This is a genomic window from Pseudomonas sp. Cab53 (assembly GCF_018325965.1).
Taxonomy (GTDB): Bacteria; Pseudomonadota; Gammaproteobacteria; order Pseudomonadales; family Pseudomonadaceae; genus Aquipseudomonas; species Aquipseudomonas chlororaphis_E.
This window is the reverse complement of record NZ_AP021902.1, coordinates 5,027,308-5,046,310: the sequence shown is the minus strand read 5'-3', so window position 1 is coordinate 5,046,310 and position 19,003 is coordinate 5,027,308. Positions and strand designations below refer to the sequence as shown.

Annotated in this window: 19 protein-coding genes and 1 pseudogene; 12 read left to right on the top strand and 8 right to left on the bottom strand. The window is 62.3% G+C overall.

Annotated elements, in window-relative coordinates:
• Nucleotides 1-100: 100 nt before the first annotated feature.
• The 5 genes from KI241_RS22060 to tadA all read left to right on the top strand — a co-directional run bounded on the left by KI241_RS22060 (nucleotide 101) and on the right by tadA (nucleotide 3,576).
• The gene (locus KI241_RS22060) at nucleotides 101-508 is read left to right on the top strand and encodes a DUF6632 domain-containing protein (RefSeq protein WP_047736781.1); all 408 of its coding nucleotides are present in this window, start codon (nucleotides 101-103) and stop codon (nucleotides 506-508) included.
• A 238-nt stretch (nucleotides 509-746) separates the two neighbouring features.
• Entirely contained in the window at nucleotides 747-1,022 is a 276-nt protein-coding gene (locus KI241_RS27880; RefSeq protein WP_080964311.1) for a hypothetical protein, read from the top strand.
• Nucleotides 1,023-1,026: 4 nt separating this feature from the next.
• Nucleotides 1,027-1,551: a DNA-binding protein gene (locus KI241_RS22055; RefSeq protein WP_042731063.1), complete on the top strand. Its 525-nt coding sequence runs from the start codon at nucleotides 1,027-1,029 to the stop codon at nucleotides 1,549-1,551.
• Between the two features lie 151 nt (nucleotides 1,552-1,702).
• Complete coding sequence (locus KI241_RS22050) at nucleotides 1,703-3,079, top strand: multicopper oxidase family protein (RefSeq protein ID WP_212802990.1); 1,377 nt, start codon at nucleotides 1,703-1,705, stop codon at nucleotides 3,077-3,079.
• Nucleotides 3,079-3,576, top strand: a complete 498-nt coding sequence (tadA, locus tag KI241_RS22045; RefSeq protein WP_042731062.1) for a tRNA adenosine(34) deaminase TadA — start codon at nucleotides 3,079-3,081, stop codon at nucleotides 3,574-3,576. The genes KI241_RS22050 and tadA overlap by 1 nt, the downstream gene beginning before the upstream one ends.
• A gap of 198 nt (nucleotides 3,577-3,774) precedes the next feature.
• Here the strand turns inward: tadA and cmoB are convergent.
• The 8 genes and pseudogenes from cmoB to ccsA form a co-directional block, all read right to left on the bottom strand.
• Nucleotides 3,775-4,730: pseudogene (gene cmoB, locus KI241_RS22040) on the bottom strand (tRNA 5-methoxyuridine(34)/uridine 5-oxyacetic acid(34) synthase CmoB).
• Entirely contained in the window at nucleotides 4,727-5,470 is a 744-nt protein-coding gene (gene cmoA / locus KI241_RS22035) for a carboxy-S-adenosyl-L-methionine synthase CmoA (protein WP_047736775.1), read from the bottom strand. The pseudogene cmoB and the gene cmoA overlap by 4 nt, the downstream one beginning before the upstream one ends.
• Nucleotides 5,471-5,572: 102 nt before the next feature.
• The gene (locus KI241_RS22030; RefSeq protein WP_042732436.1) at nucleotides 5,573-6,208 is read right to left on the bottom strand and encodes a lysoplasmalogenase; all 636 of its coding nucleotides are present in this window, start codon (nucleotides 6,206-6,208) and stop codon (nucleotides 5,573-5,575) included.
• A gap of 2 nt (nucleotides 6,209-6,210) precedes the next feature.
• Complete coding sequence (locus tag KI241_RS22025) at nucleotides 6,211-6,603, bottom strand: protease inhibitor I42 family protein (RefSeq protein WP_042732435.1); 393 nt, start codon at nucleotides 6,601-6,603, stop codon at nucleotides 6,211-6,213.
• Nucleotides 6,604-6,810: 207 nt separating this feature from the next.
• Nucleotides 6,811-9,225 (bottom strand): endopeptidase La, encoded by a 2,415-nt coding sequence (gene lon, locus KI241_RS22020; RefSeq protein WP_047736773.1) that lies wholly within the window; start codon nucleotides 9,223-9,225, stop codon nucleotides 6,811-6,813.
• Nucleotides 9,226-9,384: 159 nt separating this feature from the next.
• Nucleotides 9,385-10,698: an MFS transporter gene (locus KI241_RS22015; protein WP_212802989.1), complete on the bottom strand. Its 1,314-nt coding sequence runs from the start codon at nucleotides 10,696-10,698 to the stop codon at nucleotides 9,385-9,387.
• A 413-nt stretch (nucleotides 10,699-11,111) separates the two neighbouring features.
• Nucleotides 11,112-12,353, bottom strand: coding sequence for a CNNM domain-containing protein (locus KI241_RS22010; protein ID WP_047736769.1), 1,242 nt, complete (start codon nucleotides 12,351-12,353; stop codon nucleotides 11,112-11,114).
• Between the two features lie 12 nt (nucleotides 12,354-12,365).
• On the bottom strand, nucleotides 12,366-13,178 hold the full coding sequence (ccsA, locus tag KI241_RS22005; RefSeq protein ID WP_042732328.1) for a cytochrome c biogenesis protein CcsA: 813 nt from the start codon (nucleotides 13,176-13,178) through the stop codon (nucleotides 12,366-12,368).
• Between the two features lie 193 nt (nucleotides 13,179-13,371).
• Between ccsA and ffh the strand changes: the two genes are divergently transcribed.
• The 7 genes from ffh to KI241_RS21970 all read left to right on the top strand — a co-directional run bounded on the left by ffh (nucleotide 13,372) and on the right by KI241_RS21970 (nucleotide 18,940).
• The gene (ffh, locus tag KI241_RS22000) at nucleotides 13,372-14,748 is read left to right on the top strand and encodes a signal recognition particle protein (RefSeq protein WP_042732327.1); all 1,377 of its coding nucleotides are present in this window, start codon (nucleotides 13,372-13,374) and stop codon (nucleotides 14,746-14,748) included.
• 228 nt (nucleotides 14,749-14,976) lie between these two features.
• Entirely contained in the window at nucleotides 14,977-15,228 is a 252-nt protein-coding gene (gene rpsP, locus KI241_RS21995; RefSeq protein WP_007927680.1) for a 30S ribosomal protein S16, read from the top strand.
• 5 nt (nucleotides 15,229-15,233) lie between these two features.
• Nucleotides 15,234-15,770, top strand: a complete 537-nt coding sequence (gene rimM, locus KI241_RS21990; protein WP_042732326.1) for a ribosome maturation factor RimM — start codon at nucleotides 15,234-15,236, stop codon at nucleotides 15,768-15,770.
• Nucleotides 15,752-16,525 carry a tRNA (guanosine(37)-N1)-methyltransferase TrmD gene (gene trmD / locus KI241_RS21985; RefSeq protein WP_172679732.1) on the top strand — a complete coding sequence of 258 codons (774 nt, stop codon included), beginning with the start codon at nucleotides 15,752-15,754 and terminating at the stop codon, nucleotides 16,523-16,525. Before rimM ends, trmD begins: the two co-directional genes overlap by 19 nt.
• 44 nt (nucleotides 16,526-16,569) lie before the next feature.
• Nucleotides 16,570-16,920 (top strand): 50S ribosomal protein L19, encoded by a 351-nt coding sequence (rplS, locus tag KI241_RS21980; RefSeq protein ID WP_003175895.1) that lies wholly within the window; start codon nucleotides 16,570-16,572, stop codon nucleotides 16,918-16,920.
• 104 nt (nucleotides 16,921-17,024) lie between these two features.
• Complete coding sequence (gene xerD, locus KI241_RS21975) at nucleotides 17,025-17,921, top strand: site-specific tyrosine recombinase XerD (protein WP_047736764.1); 897 nt, start codon at nucleotides 17,025-17,027, stop codon at nucleotides 17,919-17,921.
• Between the two features lie 287 nt (nucleotides 17,922-18,208).
• Nucleotides 18,209-18,940, top strand: a complete 732-nt coding sequence (locus KI241_RS21970; RefSeq protein ID WP_042730057.1) for a DsbC family protein — start codon at nucleotides 18,209-18,211, stop codon at nucleotides 18,938-18,940.
• The last annotated feature ends 63 nt before the right edge of the window (nucleotides 18,941-19,003 follow it).

Sequence of the window (19,003 nt, the reverse complement as noted above, 5' to 3'; positions counted from 1 at the left end):
GCGGCTTTTTTGTTTCAGCGACGCACTACAAACCAAGGGGCCTTCTATACTCAACCGCGTCCCGTTTCGGCGCCCGCTGCGCCGCAATAAGGAGAGCGCCATGAACGACACCCAAAAACTCGCCGCCTTGCGCATGGTTTTGATCGGGGTGGGCCTGATCTCCGTGTTTGCGATCTGGCCGCTGATGATCCTGTGGCCGTCCGGTTGGACGTGGCACAGCGGCTATTCCGACTATCCGCTGATGATCGTGGGCCTCTATGCCACGCTAGGTGTGTTCCTGCTCAGGGCTTCGCGTGATCCGATGAGGCACTTGAGCCTGATCTGGTTCACGGTGTGGTCGAGCATCGTGCATGGCGCGATCATGGCCGTGCAGTCCTTTGGCGTCGGCATGGACGGCATGAGCCATTACGGCCATCTGCTCGGCGACGTGCCCGCGCTGTTCGTCGTCGCGGCGGCGCTGGCGTTCTTCACACCCCGTGGGGAGAAGGCGCGGTTGTTGGCGGGGTGATCCTTGCGTCGCGGAGCATCTGAAAAGCCCTGTGGATAATCTCTGCAGGGCTTTTGTTTTGATGCCCTTGCCGTTTTTCCCTTGCGCTGTTTTGGCCCTCGACGCAGAAGCCGTCCGGCACTGTCACCTTTCGCTACGATTCGGCCCTCAGCGTTGCGCCGGGAATGCCTATCCTCCAAGGAAGGATAAGGTTGTCATTTGACAACCAGGCAGGCCATGCGAATACTGGTGAGCCTTGATGATTCGTCCCTCGCATCCGAAAAAAGAGGTTGAAGACGCGCTGAGGCATGCCGAAGCGTGGGGGTGGCGCATAGAGGTCGGCGGCAGTCATGCCTGGGGACGCGCTTATTGTCCGTATAACGACGAAGCGTGCCGTTGCGGTGAGTTCTGCATCACATCGATATGGAGCTCGCCGAGAAACCCTGGCAATCATGCGCGAGCGCTACAACGCGTTGTAGACAATTGCACGACCCATCGCAGTCGTTGCGAGGCTGATGACGATGCTGAGGAGTAAGACAGTGGAATATACCTTTACCCTGAAATATCAGCTTGCTGACGACGACCGTACCTCGGATGAACTGTTGGAGCGGCTGGGTGCGTCCGGTTGCGACGATGCCTTGGTAGGCATAGGACAGCCGGGACGGTTGGCTCTCGAATTCACGCGCGATGCCCCTGACGCGATTAAGGCCGTGCTCAGCGCTTTGGGCGACGTACGCCGTGCGGTACCAGCGGCCCGGCTGATCGAGGTTGCTCCTGATCTGGTCGGGCTCACCGATGTGGCCGAGATCGTCGGCGTGTCTCGGCAGAACATGCGCAAGTTGATGTTGGCCCACCCGAGCAGCTTCCCGACGCCCGTACACGAGGGCAGTGCGTCTATCTGGCACTTGGCGGACGTGCTGAGCTGGCTGCAGAGCAAGGGCAGCTATTCGCTTACCAAAAATGTGTTGGATGTTGCCCTGGCAGCCTTGCAGGTCAACGTTGCGAAGGAAGGCCGACGCTTACCAGGAATGATTTTCGAGGACTGGGAGGCTTTGGTTGGCTGATAACCTGGGGTGAGGGGCACCCCAGGCCCTCTCGTCGCCTCTGGCGGGCCTGCGCGACAATCCTTCACTTAATCTTTCTCAATTGCGGGTGTATCGTATTCGCCTTTTGCGGGCCTACCGGTTCGCGCGGATTCAATAGGTGGTTGCCTTCATGTCGTTTACCCGTCGCCAAATTCTCGGTGGCCTGGCCGGTCTTGTTGTCGTGGGCGTTGGCGCGGGAGGCGCATCGCGGTATTGGTTGGGCAAGCGGGCGGATGCCCAGGCTGGGCACGACTATGAATTGATCGCCGCGCCCCTGGACGTGGAACTGGTGGCCGGGCACAAGACCCAGGCTTGGGCCTTCGGCCCGTCGGCGCCGGGCACCGAGCTGCGGGTACGCCAGGGTGAATGGCTGCGGGTGCGGTTCATCAACCACCTGCCGGTCGCCACCACCATCCACTGGCACGGCATCCGCTTGCCGCTGGAGATGGATGGCGTGCCGTATGTCTCGCAGTTGCCGGTGCTGCCGGGCGAGTACTTCGATTACAAATTCCGTGTGCCGGACGCCGGCAGCTATTGGTATCACCCTCACGTCAACAGCAGCGAGGAGCTCGGTCGCGGCCTCGTGGGGCCGTTGATCGTCGAGGAGCGCGAGCCCACCGGATTCAAATACGAGCAGACCCTGAGCCTCAAGAGCTGGCACGTGGACGAGCAGGGCGAGTTCGTGGCCTTCAGCGTGCCCCGCGAAGCGGCCCGTGGCGGAACGGCGGGGCGGCTGTCGACCATCAACGGCGTGTCGCAGGCGGTCATCGACCTGCCGGCCGGGCAGATCACCCGGGTGCGCTTGCTCAACCTGGACAACACCCTGACCTACCGGATCAATATTCCGGGCGCCGAAGCGCAGATCTACGCACTGGACGGCAATCCCGTCGAGCCGCGCCCGCTGGGCAAGGAATACTGGCTGGGGCCGGGCATGCGCATCTGCCTGGCGATCAAGACGCCGCCGGCCGGGGAGGAACTGTCGTTGCGCAACGGCCCGGTGCGCCTGGGCACCTTGCGCTCGGTGGTCAACAACGATGCGCCCACCCAGTGGCCACCCGCGCTGCCCGCCAACCCGGTCGCCGAGCCGGACCTGGCCAATGCCGAGAAACTCAACTTCAATTTCGAATGGGTCGGTTCGGTGTCGGTCAATGTGGACAACGGCAAGCCGCCGAGCCTGTGGCAGATCAACGGCAAGGCCTGGGACATCACCGACAAGACCTGCGCCGACCGGCCGATTGCCACGCTGAAAAAAGGCCAGAGCTATATTTTCGAACTGAAGAACATGACCCAGTACCAGCATCCGATCCACTTGCACGGCATGAGCTTCAAGGTGATCGCGTCCAACCGGCACAAGGTTGTCCCATACTTCACTGACACCTACCTGCTGGGCAAGAACGAGCGGGCCCAGGTGGCGCTGGTGGCGGATAACCCGGGGGTATGGATGTTCCACTGCCATGTGATCGACCACATGGAAACCGGCCTGATGGCCGCCATCGAGGTGGCGTGATGCGCCAGATTCGTCCCGCGCGGATCATCGACCGCAGCCGTGACCAGGATTTCATGCGCGAAGCCCTGGCCCTCGCCGCCCAAGGCGCGGCCTTGGGCGAAGTGCCGGTGGGTGCGGTGCTGGTGCAGGACGGCGAGATCATCGGGCGCGGCTTCAACTGCCCGATCAGCGGCCACGACCCCAGCGCCCACGCGGAAATGGTCGCCATTCGTGCCGCGGCCCAGGCCGTGAGCAACTATCGCCTGCCGGGCAGCACCCTCTACGTCACGCTGGAGCCGTGCAGCATGTGCGCCGGCCTCATCGTCCACTCGCGCATCGCCCGGGTCGTCTACGGCGCCCTGGAACCCAAGGCTGGCATCGTCCAGAGTCAGGGGCAGTTTTTCAGCCAGGGCTTCCTGAACCATCGGGTGATGTTCGAGGGTGGGGTGCTGGCAGAGGAATGCAGCACGGTGTTGAGCGAGTTCTTCAAGGCGCGCAGGGCCAAATCGCAAGGTTGAATACATAGCCCCGTGGCGAGGGAGCTTGCTCCCGCTGGGCTGCGCAGCGGCCCCAAACCATTCAACACAGTGCCTCAGGAAAAACCAGTTGGCGGATTTTACGGCTGCTGTGCAGCCGAGCGGGAGCAAGCTCCCTCGCCACAATGATTGGCAGCCCTAAAGTGAACATGGACTGGCTCACATAGGGGGACAATCTATCTATTTACGCGCCACAATCACGGCCCGCATCGGCGCCGGCAGGCCTTCGATGGTTTTGCCGTGGTCCGCAGGATCGAGGAAGTCACTCAATGACTGGTACTTCATCCACTCGGTGCTGCGCTGTTCCTCGACGCTCGTCAGGCTCACGTCCACGCAGCGCACGTCGCTGAACCCGGCACGCCGCAGCCAGCGTTCCAGGGCCGGCACCGAGGGCAGGAACCACACGTTACGCATCTGCGCGTAGCGGTCCTCGGGCACCAGCACCTGATGTTCGTCGCCTTCGATCACCAGGGTTTCGAGCACCAGTTCACCGCCCTTGACCAGGCAGTCCTTGAGGGCCAGCAAGTGTTCGATCGGCGAGCGGCGGTGATAGAACACACCCATGGAAAACACCGTATCGAACCCTTCGAGGTCTGGCGGCAGGTCTTCGAACGGGAACGGCAGGTGCCAGGCATTGGGCTGCGACAGGTAGCGCTGCACCGCCTGGAACTGGCAGAAGAACAGCCAGTTGGGATCGACGCCGATCACGGTGTCGGCCCCGGCCCCGAGCATCCGCCACATGTAATAGCCATTGCCGCAGCCCACGTCGAGGATGCGCTTACCCTTGAGGTCAAGGTGCGGCGCGACCCGCGACCACTTCCAGTCCGAGCGCCATTCGGTGTCCACGTGCACGCCAAACAGGTCGAACGGGCCTTTGCGCCACGGCGACAGGCCCATCAGTGCCGTACGCATCTGCGCGCGGGTTTCGTCACTGCAATCGGTGTCCAGCGTCAGGCCGTTGAGCAAGTCGATTTTGCTTGGCTGCAGGACGGGCAAGGCATCGAGGGCGCTTTGCCAGCGTTCCAGGTCGCCGTGGCCCTTTTCCATTTTGCGGTCGAGTTGCGTCTGCAGCGTCGCGGCCCAGGCGGCCAAGGGGGTGCCGGCCAGATGGCGGGCGAGGGGGACAGGTCAATCATGGCAGGGCAATCAACGAGGCGAAGTTAAGGCATTGGAACCACGGCACGACTTTCGAGAACCCGGCCGCCAGCAGGCGCTCGCGGTGTTCTTCGAGGCTGTCGGGCTTCATGACGTTTTCGATGGCGCTGCGTTTCTGGGCGATTTCCAGTTCGCTGTAGCCGTTGGCGCGCTTGAACGCCACGTGCAGGTCGGTGAGCAGCGCGTGCTCCTGGACATCGTTGAAACGCAGTTTTTCCGACAGGATCAGCGCGCCACCGGGCAGCAGCGACTGACGGATGCGCCCCAATAAAGCGGTACGCTCTTGCGGGGCGATGAATTGCAGGGTGAAGTTCAGCGCCACCACCGAGGCCGGCTGGAAGTCCAGGGCGAGGATGTCGCCTTCGATCACCTCCACCGGGAGCAACTCCTGGAACATCGAGTCCTGGCCGTTCAGGTATTCACGGCAGCGCTCGACCATGGCCGCCGAGTTGTCCACGGCAATCACCCGGCAGCCGTCGGTGCGCACATGACGGCGCAGCGCCTGGGTCACCGCGCCCAGGGACGAACCCAGGTCGTAGAGCACGCTGCCCGGTTGGGCGAACTGCGCGGCGAGCACACCGAGGTTTTCGACAATGGTCGGGTAACCCGGCACCGAACGCTTGATCATGTCCGGAAACACCCGCACCACGTCCTCGTTGAAGGCGAAGTCAGGCACTTGGGCCAAGGGTTGGGCGAATAGGCGATCGGGCTCTTTGCTCACGGGGGTTCCAGGGGAATGGAGGGTGAAAAGGCCGGCATTTTAACCAAAAAACCGCTGGGCGCGAGCCTTTGTGGACGCTGGGCGCGCGCATCGATCCTGGCCTCAGACGGGCCGTCGGGTAAAGGCTGACGCCGTGATGCCCCACTGGCCCAGCCAATAGCTGAGGATGATCAGGTAAGGCGCGGCATGGAAGGGCGCGACGAAGCGGTTGATGCCGATCATGCTATCGGACACGACGAAGGCCAGCGCCCCCGCGGCGGCCAGCCAGGCCGAGCGCCGGGGAACCTGGCTGCCCAGGCGCGCCAGCGCTCGCCAGAGCATGGCGCTGATGACCAGGCCATACACGATCACCGGCACCAACAACGGCCCGAGTCCGCCGGACACGAGCAGGCCCAGCAACAGCGCGCCGATGCCCAGCGCCAGCGCCAACGGTAGCAGCGCCGGGCGACGAGTGTCGCTGAGATAGGCCTTCAGGTAGGCCAGGTGCGCCAGCAGAAACGCACCCAGGCCGAACACGAACAGGTCCCCAGGCCAGGCCAGCAATACGTCGCCCACCAGCGAGAACATCAACCCCAGGCTGATCCAGCGCCGGTATTCGCCAGGCGGCGCATCGTGCAACCAGCCCAACAGGGCCAGCACCGGCATGGGCTTGACCAGCAGGCACAGCAGCGTGGCGTGCATGGCCAGGCCATAGAGGTAGGTGGCCGCGCCCATCAACGCCAGGATCAGCCAACCCACGGTCAGTTCACCGAAATGGCGCAGTCAAAGGTTTCCACCGGCGGCACTTCCGGTGCCCAGGGTTGTTGGTACGTCAGGCGCAAGCGTCCGGTGCCCGCGGTGAACGCCTGGAAGCGCCAGGTGGACACACCGGCAGCGCCGACGATGCCCGCGTCTTCCGGGTTACGGTAAACCTCGGGGCCAAGGCTTTTCAGCACGCCGCCTGCCGAGTCCTGGATCGTCCAGCGGTACCCGGTGGTGGGGTTGCTGGGCAGACTCAGGATCAGGTTTTGCCCGCTATCGAGCCGCACCGGGCATTGGCTGAGTTTTTCCACGGTCACGTTGTGTTTCGATTGCGTGGCGCAGGCACTCAACAGCGCGAGGCTCAAAGGGACAAGCAGGCGAGTGGGGGACATAAGGGCTCCGGCATTCACGACGAATGGCGAGCATAACCGAAGATGCTACCGGGTGTGTCAGGTGGGGGCGTGTTGTTTCTGATGATCCATTCGCGAGCAAGCCCGCTCCCACACTGGATCAGGTCGTTCACAGATTCTGTGCACGACCTGGTCCAGTGTGGGAGCGGGCTTGCTCGCGAAGACAGCAGTGCAGGCGCTACAGGATCCTCAGAACAACACCTTCGCCACATCCGCGAACCGCTTGGCGAAATGCACCGTCATGCCGTCCTTGAGATAGTCCGGCAGTTCTTCGAAGTTGCCCCGGTTGGCGTCCGGCAGGATCAGTTCGTTGATTTTCTGCCGGCGTGCCGCGATCACCTTCTCGCGGACCCCGCCAATCGGCAGCACGTGCCCGGTCAGGGTCAGTTCGCCTGTCATCGCCACGCCTTTCTTCGGCGGTTGGTTGCGGGCCAGGGACAGCAGGGCGCTGGCCATGGTCACGCCGGCACTCGGCCCGTCCTTGGGCGTGGCGCCTTCCGGTACGTGCAAATGCACGAAGGCTTCGTCGAAGAACTTCGGGTCACCGCCGAATTGCTTGAGGTGCGAGCTGACGTAGCTGTAGGCAATTTCCGCCGACTCTTTCATCACCTCGCCCAGTTGCCCGGTCAGCTTGAAGCCGCGATTGAGGGTGTGGATGCGCGTCGCTTCGATCGGCAGGGTCGCGCCGCCCATGCTGGTCCAGGCCAGGCCGGTGATCACGCCGACACCGGACAGCACCTGTTCATTGCGAAACACCGGTTTGCCCAGGGATGCCTCGAGGTCTTTCGGACCGAGCTTGATCACCGCCTTCGGTTCATCGATCAACTTGATCACGGCCTTGCGCACCAGCTTGCCCAGTTGTTTCTCCAACTGGCGCACCCCGGCTTCACGGGCGTAACCGTCGATCAGGGCCTTGAGGGCGCTGTCGCTGATGCTCAGGCTGCCCTTGGCGACACCGGCCTTGGCCAGTTGCTTGGGCCACAGATGCCGCTTGGCGATGGCGACCTTTTCTTCGGTGATGTAGCCCGACAGGCGAATGACTTCCATCCGGTCCAGCAGCGGGCCGGGGATCGAGTCCAGGGTGTTGGCGGTGCAGACGAACAGCACCTTGGACAGGTCCAGGCGCATGTCCAGGTAGTGATCGAGAAATTCGACGTTCTGTTCCGGGTCGAGGGTTTCCAGCAAGGCGGACGCCGGGTCGCCCTGATAGCTCTGGCCCATCTTGTCGATTTCGTCGAGCATGATCACCGGGTTCATCACTTCGACATCCTTGAGCGCCTGCACCAGCTTGCCCGGCTGGGCGCCAATGTAGGTGCGCCGATGCCCCTTGATCTCGGCTTCGTCGCGCATGCCGCCGACGCTGAAGCGGTAGAACGGTCGCCCCAGGGATTCGGCAATGGACTTGCCAACGCTGGTCTTGCCCACGCCCGGCGGGCCTACCAGCAGGACGATGGAGCCACTGATCTCGCCCTTGTAGGCGCCGACCGCGAGGAACTCCAGGATGCGGTCCTTGATGTCGTCCAGCCCGGCGTGGTGCTGGTCGAGTACCTTGCGCGCATGTTTCAGGTCGAGTTTGTCCTGGCCGTACACGCCCCATGGCACCGACGTCGCCCAGTCCAGGTAATTGCGGGTGACGGCGTATTCCGGCGAACCGGTCTCCAGGATCGAGAGCTTGTTCATTTCCTCTTCGATGCGCTTCTGCGCCTGGATCGACAGCGTCTTGCCTTCCAGGCGCTGCTCGAACTGTTCGAGGTCGGCGCTGCGGTCGTCCTTGGTCAGGCCCAGCTCCTGCTGGATGACCTTGAGCTGTTCCTTGAGGAAGAACTGGCGCTGATGTTCGCCGATCTTATTGTTGACCTCGGCGGAAATCTCTTTCTGCAGCCGGGCCACCTCGACTTCCTTACGCAGCATCGGCAGGACTTTTTCCATGCGCTTGAGCATCGGCACGCAGTCGAGCACTTCCTGCAACTCGCTGCCGGTGGCGGAGGTGAGGGCGGCGGCAAAGTCGGTCAGCGGCGACGGGTCGTTGGGGCTGAAGCGGTTGAGATAGTTTTTCAGTTCTTCGCTGTACAGCGGGTTGAGCGGCAGCAATTCCTTGATGGCATTGATCAGCGCCATGCCGTAGGCCTTGACCTCGTCGGTCGGCTCGCTGGGCTGATGCGGATATTCGACTTCCACCAGGTAGGGCGGGCGATGATGCTTGAGCCAGGTGCGGATGCGCACGCGGGTCAGGCCCTGGGCGACGAACTGCAGTTTGCCGCCTTCGCGACTGGCGTGGTGGACCTTGACCAGGGTGCCGTACAGCGGCAGCGCCGAGGTATCGAAATGGCGCGGGTCTTCCTGGGGCGTGTCCATGAAGAACAGCGCCAGCGAGTGGTGCTCGGACTTGGCGACCAGTTCCAGGGTTTCGGCCCACGGTTCTTCATTGACGATGACCGGCAACACCTGGGCCGGGAAGAACGGACGATTGTGGATGGGGATGATGTAGACCTTGTCCGGCAGGTTCTGGCCGGGCAGGGCCAGGCCAGTGCCGGAGGCGGAATGTTCGATGTGTTCGGCGTCTGCGTAATCGTTCGCGGCTTCAGTAGAGTGCTGGTCGCTCATGGGGCACCTGCGCAATGGAGTATGGGTCTTAGATGGGGCAGGTGGGGGGTGGTTTCAATGGCCGGTGATTGTTAGCAGCTATTTCGTGGAAGCTGTTCAACGTTGTGACAGGTTGCTGTGGCGGGGGACTGCCCTCGCCACAGTGCGGGTGTGCGGGGTTCAGGCGACCCGGTTCAGGTCGTTATGGCGGGTTTCCTTCAGGCACAGCACCGCCATCACGCTGAGCACGGCAGCGGCCGATACGTAGCCGCCGACGTAGCTCAGGCCACCCATGGCTACCAGTTTCTGAGCGAAGAACGGCGCGGCCGAGGCCCCGACGATGCCGCCCAGGTTGTAGGCCGCCGAGGCGCCGGTGTAGCGCACGTGGGTGGGGAACAGCTCTGGCAGCAAGGCGCCCATGGGGGCGAAGGTCACGCCCATCAGGAACAGTTCGATGCACAGGAACAACGCCACGCCGGCGGTCGAGCCTTGGGTCAGCAGGGGTTCCATGAGAAAGCCCGAGGCAATGGCCAGCAGGCCGCCGCCGATCAGCACCGGCTTGCGCCCGAAGCGATCGCTGGCCCAGGCCGAGAGGGGCGTGGCAGCGGCCATGAACAGCACGGCAAAGCACAGCAGGCCGAGGAAGGTCTCGCGGCTGTAGCCGAGGGTGGACACCCCGTAGCTCAGGGAAAACACCGTCGAGATGTAGAACAGCGCGTAACACACCACCATTGCCGCGGCGCCCAGCAAGGTAGGCGCCCAGTACTGACTGAACAGCTCGACCAGCGGCACCTTTACCCGTTCCTGGCGGGCCACGGCGTTGGCGAACACCGGGGTTTCGTGCAGCTTCAGGCGCACGTAGAGGCCGACGATCACCAACACCGCGCTGAGCAGGAACGGAATGCGCCAGCCCCAGGCGCGAAATTGCTCGTCGTCCAGGGTCATGGCCAGGCTCAGGAACAGCCCGTTGGCCGCCAGGAAGCCGATGGACGGCCCCAATTGCGGGAACATGCCGAACCAGGCGCGCTTGCCTTTTGGCGCATTCTCGGTGGCGAGCAGCGCCGCGCCGCCCCATTCACCGCCCAGACCCAGGCCTTGGCCAAAACGCAGCAGGCACAAGAGGATCGGGGCCCAGGCGCCGATGCTGGCATAGCCGGGCAACACACCGATCAGGGTGGTGCACACGCCCATCAGCAGCAACGATGCCACTAGCGTGGACTTGCGCCCGATCCGGTCGCCGAAGTGGCCAAACAGCGCCGAGCCCAGCGGGCGGGCGAGAAAGGCGATGCCGAAGGTCAGGAACGACGACAGCATCTGCGCCGTGCCGGAGGTTTGCGGGAAGAACACCGGCCCGATCACCAGGGCGGCGGCGGTGGCGTAGACGTAGAAGTCGTAGAACTCGATGGCGGTGCCGATGAAACTCGCGGTGGCCACGCGTGTGGCGGAGTTCGTCGGCTGGGCAGGCACGGCGTCGTTGCAGGTCGTGGTGGTCATGCAGTTATCCCTGACAGTCATGTGCTCCGTGGGAGCGAATTATTATGGTCGAACACCCAGGGATGTGGGCGGGTATCCCGTCGCTGTTTCGGGTAGGAACAGTCCTGGGGCTGATGCGGATTTTGCCGATGATCTGGCCGGAACCTGCCGGGTGCTGGGTAGGCACGGGGTTCGGGCGAGGGCTGGATAAGCGGGTTGAGTATAGGAAGGAGGCTAACGAATCAACAATACCTATTGACGCCGAAACGAGCTTTTGTGGCGAGGGGATTTATCCCCGTTGGACTGCGAAGCGGTCCCCAAAAGACGTTGCGCCGAATCTTAAGCAACTGACTAACAGTTTGGGGTCGCTGCGCGACCCAACGGGGATAAATCCCCTCGCCACAACTGTATTTCACTTAGAGGTTATTGGGGGGTTAGAGCGCCGCAGGCACCGAACTGTTATGCCACGCCAGCACCTGGCTGACGCGGTTGTCCACGGTTTCGATGATTTCCAGCCGGTAGCGGCCGATCTTCAGGCACACCGGGCTTTCGGGAATGGTTTCCAGCGCTTCGGTCACCAGCCCGTTGAGGGTCTTGGGGCCGTCGCAAGGCAGGTGCCAGCCGAGGGTGCGGTTCAGCTCGCGGATCGACGCCGCGCCGTCGATCATCAGGCGGCCGTCGGGCTGGGGATGCACATGGGGGTTGTCGAGGCTGTGTTCGCTTTCGAATTCGCCGACGATTTCTTCGAGGATGTCTTCCAGGGTGACGATACCCAGCACTTCGCCGTATTCGTCCACCACCATGCCCAGGCGCCGTTGCTGCTTGTGGAAATTCAGCAGTTGCAATTGCAATGGCGTGCTTTCCGGTACGAAGTAGGGTTCGTGGGAGGCGGCCAGCAGGGCTTCCTGGGTCAGGCTGGCATCCGCTAGCAGATGACGGATCTGGCGGGTGTTGAGGACCGCCTCGACCTGGTTGATGTCGCTGTGGAACACCGGCAGGCGGGTGCGTCGGTTCAGGCGCAGTTGCTCGATGATCTCGCCGATCGGGTCGTCGAGGTTGATACCATCGACCTCGCTGCGTGGCACTAGGATGTCGTTGACGGTGATGTTGTCCAGGGCATGGATGCCGGAAATCGGGTGCAGCCGGCCGCCGCTGTGCTCGGGTTCGTGCTCGTTGCGCGGGGGCGTGGGCATTTCGTCGTCGCTCTGCACCACCACGCTGGCCTTGCGGGCAAACGGGCGCAGGAGCAACTGGCTGATGGCGTTGAGCAACCAGGCTAACGGGTAAACGATCTTCAATGGCACGCCCAGCAAGGCGTTGCCGACCCCCAGCACCGAATCGGGGTGGCGGCTGGCCAGTGAGCGCGGCAGGTAGTCGGCGAACACCAGCAGGGCTACGCTGGTGCCGAGCCAGGCGGCCCAGGGGCCGTTCTCCAGCCAGGCGAAAATCGCCAGCAAGGTGCCGATGACCACGGCCAGGGTGCGACAAAAGGTGTTGCACAGAACCAGGCTGATCAGCGCGAAGTTCAGCGTCGCGAGCGGTTTGTCAGTGGCCCGGGAGGCTTTGCGCTGGGCCAGCAGGTGTTGCTGGGCGGCTTCGATGGCGGTGAACAGGGCCGACCAGAGGATCAGCACGACCCACACGGCGAGCAGTGGCGCCACGGGCAACGTATCCATCAGGGCCGTCCGTCACACATGCAGGATGTATTCGCGGACCAGCTTGCTGCCGAAGTACGCGAGCATCAGCAGGCAGAAACCGGCGAGGGTCCAGCGAATGGCCTTGTGGCCGCGCCAGCCCAGGCGGTTGCGGCCCCACAGCAATACGCTGAACACCACCCACGCCAGGCAGGCCAGCAGGGTCTTGTGCACCAGGTGCTGGGCGAACAGGTTCTCGACGAACAGCCAACCGGAGATCAGCGACAGCGACAACAGCGTCCAGCCGGCCCAGAGGAAGCCGAACAGCAGGCTTTCCATGGTTTGCAGCGGCGGGAAGTTGCGGATCAGCCCGGACGGGTGCTTGTTCTTGAGCTGGTGGTCCTGCACCAGCAGCAGCAAGGCCTGGAAGACCGCGATGGTGAACAGGCCGTAGGCCAGGATCGACAGCAGGATGTGGGCCAGGATGCCGGGCTCCTCGTCGATGACCTGCACCGTGCCCGACGGCGCGAACTGCGCCAGCAGCACCGTCGTCAGTCCCAGCGGGAACAGCAGCACCAGCAGGTTTTCCACCGGGATGCGCGAGCAGGCCAGCAGCGTCAGGGCGATCACGGCCACGGCGATCAGGCTGGCGGCGTTGAAAAAGTCCAGGCCCAGGCCAATGGGCGTCATCAGGTGGGTATAAAGGCTGGCCGCGTGGCCGAGCACCGCCAGCACGCCAAGCGTGACCAGCAGGCGTTTGTTCGCCTTGGCGCCGGAGGCCAGGCGAGTGCCTTGATAGAGGGTCGCAGCGGCGTAGAGGCAGGCGGCGGCGAGTGTGGCAAGCAAGCTGGGTGGCAAGGGGAGCATAAATCCTGTTAAGCAGGCCCGAAAGTCGCTGAGTTTGGCATAGAACCCCCGCCACACGAAAGACCGGCAGGTGTACGTTGCACGCTTCTTCGCTATAATCCGCGACCTGCCCACGCCGCAGGCTCGCCGAGCACATTTTTCACGGTCTGGGCCGCCATTATCCCGGTCTCATCTGGGCCTGAAAGGATCGCGCATGTTTGAAAACCTAACCGACCGTCTCTCGCAGACGCTGCGCCATGTCACCGGCAAGGCGAAACTGACCGAGGACAACATCAAAGACACCCTGCGCGAAGTGCGCATGGCGTTGCTCGAAGCCGACGTCGCCCTGCCGGTGGTCAAGGACTTCGTCAACTCGGTCAAGGAACGCGCCGTCGGCACCGAAGTGTCGCGCAGCCTGACGCCGGGCCAGGCGTTCGTGAAGATCGTCCAGGCCGAACTCGAAAGCCTGATGGGCGCCGCCAACGAAGACCTGAACCTGAGCGCCGTCCCGCCTGCCGTGGTGTTGATGGCCGGCCTGCAGGGCGCGGGCAAGACCACCACCGCCGGCAAACTGGCGCGCCTGCTCAAGGAGCGCAAGAAGAAGTCGGTGATGGTGGTGTCCGCGGACATCTACCGCCCGGCGGCGATCAAGCAGCTGGAAACCCTGGCCAACGACATCGGCGTGACCTTCTTCCCGTCCGACCTGAGCCAGAAACCGGTGGACATCGCCCAGGCCGCTATAAAGGAAGCCAAGCTCAAGTTCATCGACGTGGTCATCGTCGACACCGCCGGTCGCCTGCACATCGATGACGAGATGATGGGCGAGATCAAGGCCTTGCATGCCGCGATCAACCCGGTGGAAACCCTGTTCGTGGTCGATGCCATGACCGGCCAGGACGCGGCCAACACCGCCAAGGCGTTCGGCGATGCGTTGCCGCTGACCGGCGTGATTCTGACCAAGGTCGACGGCGATGCCCGTGGCGGTGCCGCGCTGTCGGTCCGCGCCATCACCGGCAAACCGATCAAGTTCATCGGCATGGGCGAGAAGAGCGAAGCGCTCGAACCGTTCCACCCCGAGCGTATCGCTTCGCGCATCCTGGGCATGGGCGACGTGCTCAGCCTGATCGAGCAGGCCGAGCAGACCCTCGACAAGGAAAAGGCCGACAAGCTGGCCAAGAAGCTGAAGAAGGGCAAGGGCTTCGACCTCGAAGACTTCCGCGACCAGCTGCAACAAATGAAGAACATGGGCGGCCTGGGCGGCCTCATGGACAAACTGCCGAACATCGGTGGCGTGAACCTGGCGCAGATGGGCAATGCCCAGGGCGCGGCTGAAAAGCAGTTCAAGCAGATGGAAGCCATCATCAACTCCATGACCCCGGCCGAGCGCCGCGACCCCGAGCTGATCAGCGGTTCGCGCAAGCGCCGTATCGCCATGGGTTCGGGCACCCAGGTGCAGGACATCGGTCGCTTGATCAAGCAGCACAAGCAGATGCAGAAGATGATGAAGAAATTCTCCGCCAAGGGCGGGATGGCCAAGATGATGCGCGGCATGGGCGGTATGTTGCCCGGCGGCGGCATGCCCAAGCTCTAAGGATCCACGCGCCGGCGGTGATGCCGGCGCTGCCCACGGGGACGTGGGATCTCCAGCCAACCCGCCGCCGGCGGGCGCTGACCGCGGCAGATCTGAATGGCAGGCCGGCACTCGCCGGAAAAAGTCATTTGCAAAAGTCTGGATATTCCTTAGAATATGCGGCCTTTCGGGCACCCATGCCCGCTGTGCATTTAGATTTGCAGCACCGACTACAGGAACGATGTTCACATGCTAACAATCCGTCTTGCCCTTGGCGGCTCCAAAAAGCGCCCGTTTTACCACCTGACCGTAACCGACAGCCGCAACCCGCGCGACGGTTCCCACAAAGAGCAGGTTGGTTTCTTCAACCCTATCGCCCGTGGTCAGGAAGTTCGTCTGTCCGTGAACCAAGAGCGCGTAGCCTACTGGCTGAGCGTTGGTGCACAACCTTCTGAGCGTGTTGCTCAGTTGTTGAAGGAATCGGCTAAGGCTGCGGCCTGAGCAATATGAACGCGACGCCAAAAGCGGCTGATGACCTGATCGTTGTCGGCAAGATTTATTCTGTTCATGGCGTTCGCGGCGAAGTGAAGGTGTATTCCTTTACTGATCCGATCAAGAACCTGTTGGACTACAAAGCCTGGACGCTCAAGCGCGAAGGCAGCGTGAAACAGGTGGAGCTGGTCAGCGGACGTGGGAACGACAAGTTCCTGGTCGCGAAGCTCAAGGGTCTCGATGATCGTGAAGAAGCGCGTCTTCTGGCCGGTTATGAGATCTGCGTGCCACGCAACCTGTTCCCTGAACTGACCGACGGCGAGTACTACTGGTACCAGCTGGTGGGTCTGAAGGTTATCGATTCACTCGGGCAACTGCTCGGAAAGATCGATCACCTGCTCGAGACCGGTTCGAACGATGTACTGGTGGTCAAGCCTTGCGTCGGCAGCCTGGATGATCGCGAACGCCTGTTGCCCTATACCGAGCAATGCGTGTTGGCCGTCGACCTTGCAGCAGGCGAGATGAAGGTGGAATGGGATGCGGATTTCTGAACGTGGCTAACTTGCGCGTTGAAGTCATCACATTGTTTCCCGAGATGTTTTCCGCCATCAGCGAGTACGGCATAACCAGCCGCGCGGTGAAACAGGAGCTGTTGCAGCTCACTTGTTGGAATCCGCGGGACTACACCACGGATCGGCATCACACTGTGGACGATCGCCCGTTTGGCGGTGGTCCGGGCATGGTGATGAAGATCAAGCCCCTGGAAGATGCACTGGTTCAGGCCAGGGCGGCAGCCGGGGAAGGTGCGAAGGTGATCTACCTGTCGCCCCAAGGCCGCCAGCTGACTCAGTCGGCGGTACGCGAGCTGGCGAATTCGGATGCATTGATCCTGATTGCCGGCCGTTATGAAGGCATTGACGAGCGTTTCATTGAAGCTCATGTCGATGAAGAGTGGTCGATTGGCGACTATGTACTGTCTGGCGGCGAGCTGCCGGCGATGGTCCTGATCGATGCGGTTACACGACTGCTGCCTGGAGCTTTAGGGCATGTGGATTCCGCTGAGGAAGATTCCTTTACGGATGGTCTGCTGGATTGCCCGCACTACACCCGACCGGAGGTGTATGCGGATCAGCGTGTTCCCGACGTGTTGCTAAGTGGCAACCACGCGCACATCCGGCGTTGGCGTTTACAGCAGTCCCTTGGTCGGACCTATGAACGACGCGCCGATCTTCTGGAAAGCCGCTCGCTTTCTGGAGAAGAGAAGAAGCTGCTCGAGGAATACATCCGCGAGCGGGACGATAGTTAACAACGTATCGATGGTAAGTCCGAGACTTGCCTTAGGAGCACAGCATGACTAACAAAATCATCCTTGCACTCGAAGCAGAGCAGATGACCAAAGAGATCCCTACCTTTGCCCCGGGCGACACCATTGTCGTTCAGGTGAAAGTGAAGGAAGGTGATCGTTCCCGTCTGCAAGCGTTCGAAGGCGTCGTTATCGCCAAGCGTAACCGTGGCGTGAACAGTGCTTTCACCGTTCGTAAAATCTCCAACGGTGTTGGCGTAGAGCGTACTTTCCAGACCTACAGCCCGCAAATCGACAGCATGGCTGTCAAGCGTCGCGGTGACGTACGTAAAGCCAAGCTGTACTACCTGCGCGACCTGTCGGGTAAAGCAGCTCGCATCAAGGAAAAACTGGCTTAAGTCCAGCTTCCGATGCAAAAAAAGCAGCCTACGGGCTGCTTTTTTGTTGCCTGCGATTAGGTCTTTGAGCACCCTGCGTAAGCCTGCATTTTTCACGAGTCTTTATGCCAGCCATCGATCATCCCTTGATAGACCAGTTCCTCGACGCCTTGTGGTTGGAGAAGGGACTGTCCGACAACACCCGCCAGGCCTACCGCAGCGACCTGGCCCTATTCAACGGCTGGCTGCAGGAACAGAACCTGGAATTGATCAACGCCGGTCGGGAACTGATCCTCGATCACCTGGCGTGGCGCCTGGAGCAGGCCTATAAGCCACGCTCAACCGCACGATTTCTCTCCGGTTTGCGTGGGTTTTATCGCTATCTGTTGAGGGAAAAGCTGATCGCGGTGGACCCGACCCTGCGGGTGGAGATGCCGCAACTGGGGCGCCCGCTGCCCAAGTCCCTGTCGGAAGCCGACGTGGAAGCGTTGCTGGCGGCGCCTGACCTCAGTGAAGCCATCGGCCAGCGCGACCGGGCCATGCTGGAGGTCTTGTATGCCTGCGGCCTGCGCGTCACCGAGCTGATCAGCCTGACCCTGGAACAGGTGAACCTGCGCCAGGGCGTGTTGCGGGTGATGGGCAAGGGCAGCAAGGAACGCCTGGTGCCGATGGGCGAAGAAGCGATTGTCTGGGTCGAGCGCTACCTGCGCGAGGCCCGCCACGAACTGTTGGGCGGGCGTCCCAGCGACGTGCTGTTTCCGAGCCGCAATGGCGACCAGATGACCCGCCAGACCTTCTGGCACCGTATCAAGCACCAGGCCAAGGTCGCCGGCATCGGCAAATCCCTCTCGCCCCACACCTTGCGCCACGCCTTCGCCACGCACCTGCTCAACCACGGCGCTGACCTGCGGGTGGTGCAGATGTTGTTGGGCCACAGCGACCTGTCCACCACCCAAATCTACACTCACGTCGCTCGGGCACGGCTGCAAGACTTGCATGCCAAGCACCATCCGCGCGGCTGAAATCTGCCGCGATGTTGTCAGTGCTGCCGCCATCGCGAGCAAGCTCGCTCCCACAGGGATTGGTGGTGGATGCGTAATTGCGGGCCGGCACTGACCAAAGTGTGGGAGCGAGCTTGCTCGCGATGGCGGTGTGTCAGCCTGCATCAATCCTCTAAGCGTCTTGCATCACCGGCATTCGGCCACGCGGGCCTTATGTGGTAGGCTTTGCCGGTTTGCACAGTGGGCGGCTGGAACCCGAATCCAAGGTCGGCGTTTCCCCGTCCCATTTGTTCGCCTCAGGAGTCCTCATGCGCTTGATCCAGATGTTCACCGCCGCCGCCATCGCGCTGGCCAGTACCTTTGCCATCGCCGATGACGCGGCCGACAAGGCTATCCGCAAGAGCCTGGAAAACCTTCAGCTCGAAGTGCCGATCGAAGCCATTTCGGCCAGCCCGATGTCCGGCCTGTATGAAGTCAAGCTCAAGGGCAGCCGCGTGCTCTATGCCAGCGCCGACGGGCAGTACATCGTCCAGGGCAACCTGTTCGAGCTCAAGGACGGCAAGCCGGTCAATCTCACCGAGATCACCGAACGCCAGGGCATCTCCAAGCTGATCAACGGCATTCCGGTTGCGGAAACCGTGGTCTACCCGGCCGTTGGCGAAACCAAGTCCCATATCACCGTGTTCACCGACACCACCTGCCCGTATTGCCATAAGTTGCACGCCGAAGTGCCGGAGCTGAACAAGCGCGGCATCGAAGTGCGCTACGTGGCGTTCCCGCGCCAGGGCCTGGGTTCGCCGGGTGACGAGCAGTTGCAGGCGGTCTGGTGCTCCAAGGACAAGAAGGCGGCCATGGACAAGATGGTCGATGGCAAGGAAATCAAGGCCGCCAAGTGCGAGAACCCGGTTTCCAAACAGTTCGCCCTCGGCCAGTCCATCGGCGTGAACGGCACACCGGCCATCGTTTTGGCCGACGGCCAAGTGATTCCGGGCTACCAGCCGGCGCCACAAGTCGCCAAACTGGCCCTTGGTGCCAAATGATCATGAATGATCCGTTTTTGAAGGTCACGGCTCGGCGAAAACCTTCGTCGGGCCGTTAAACAC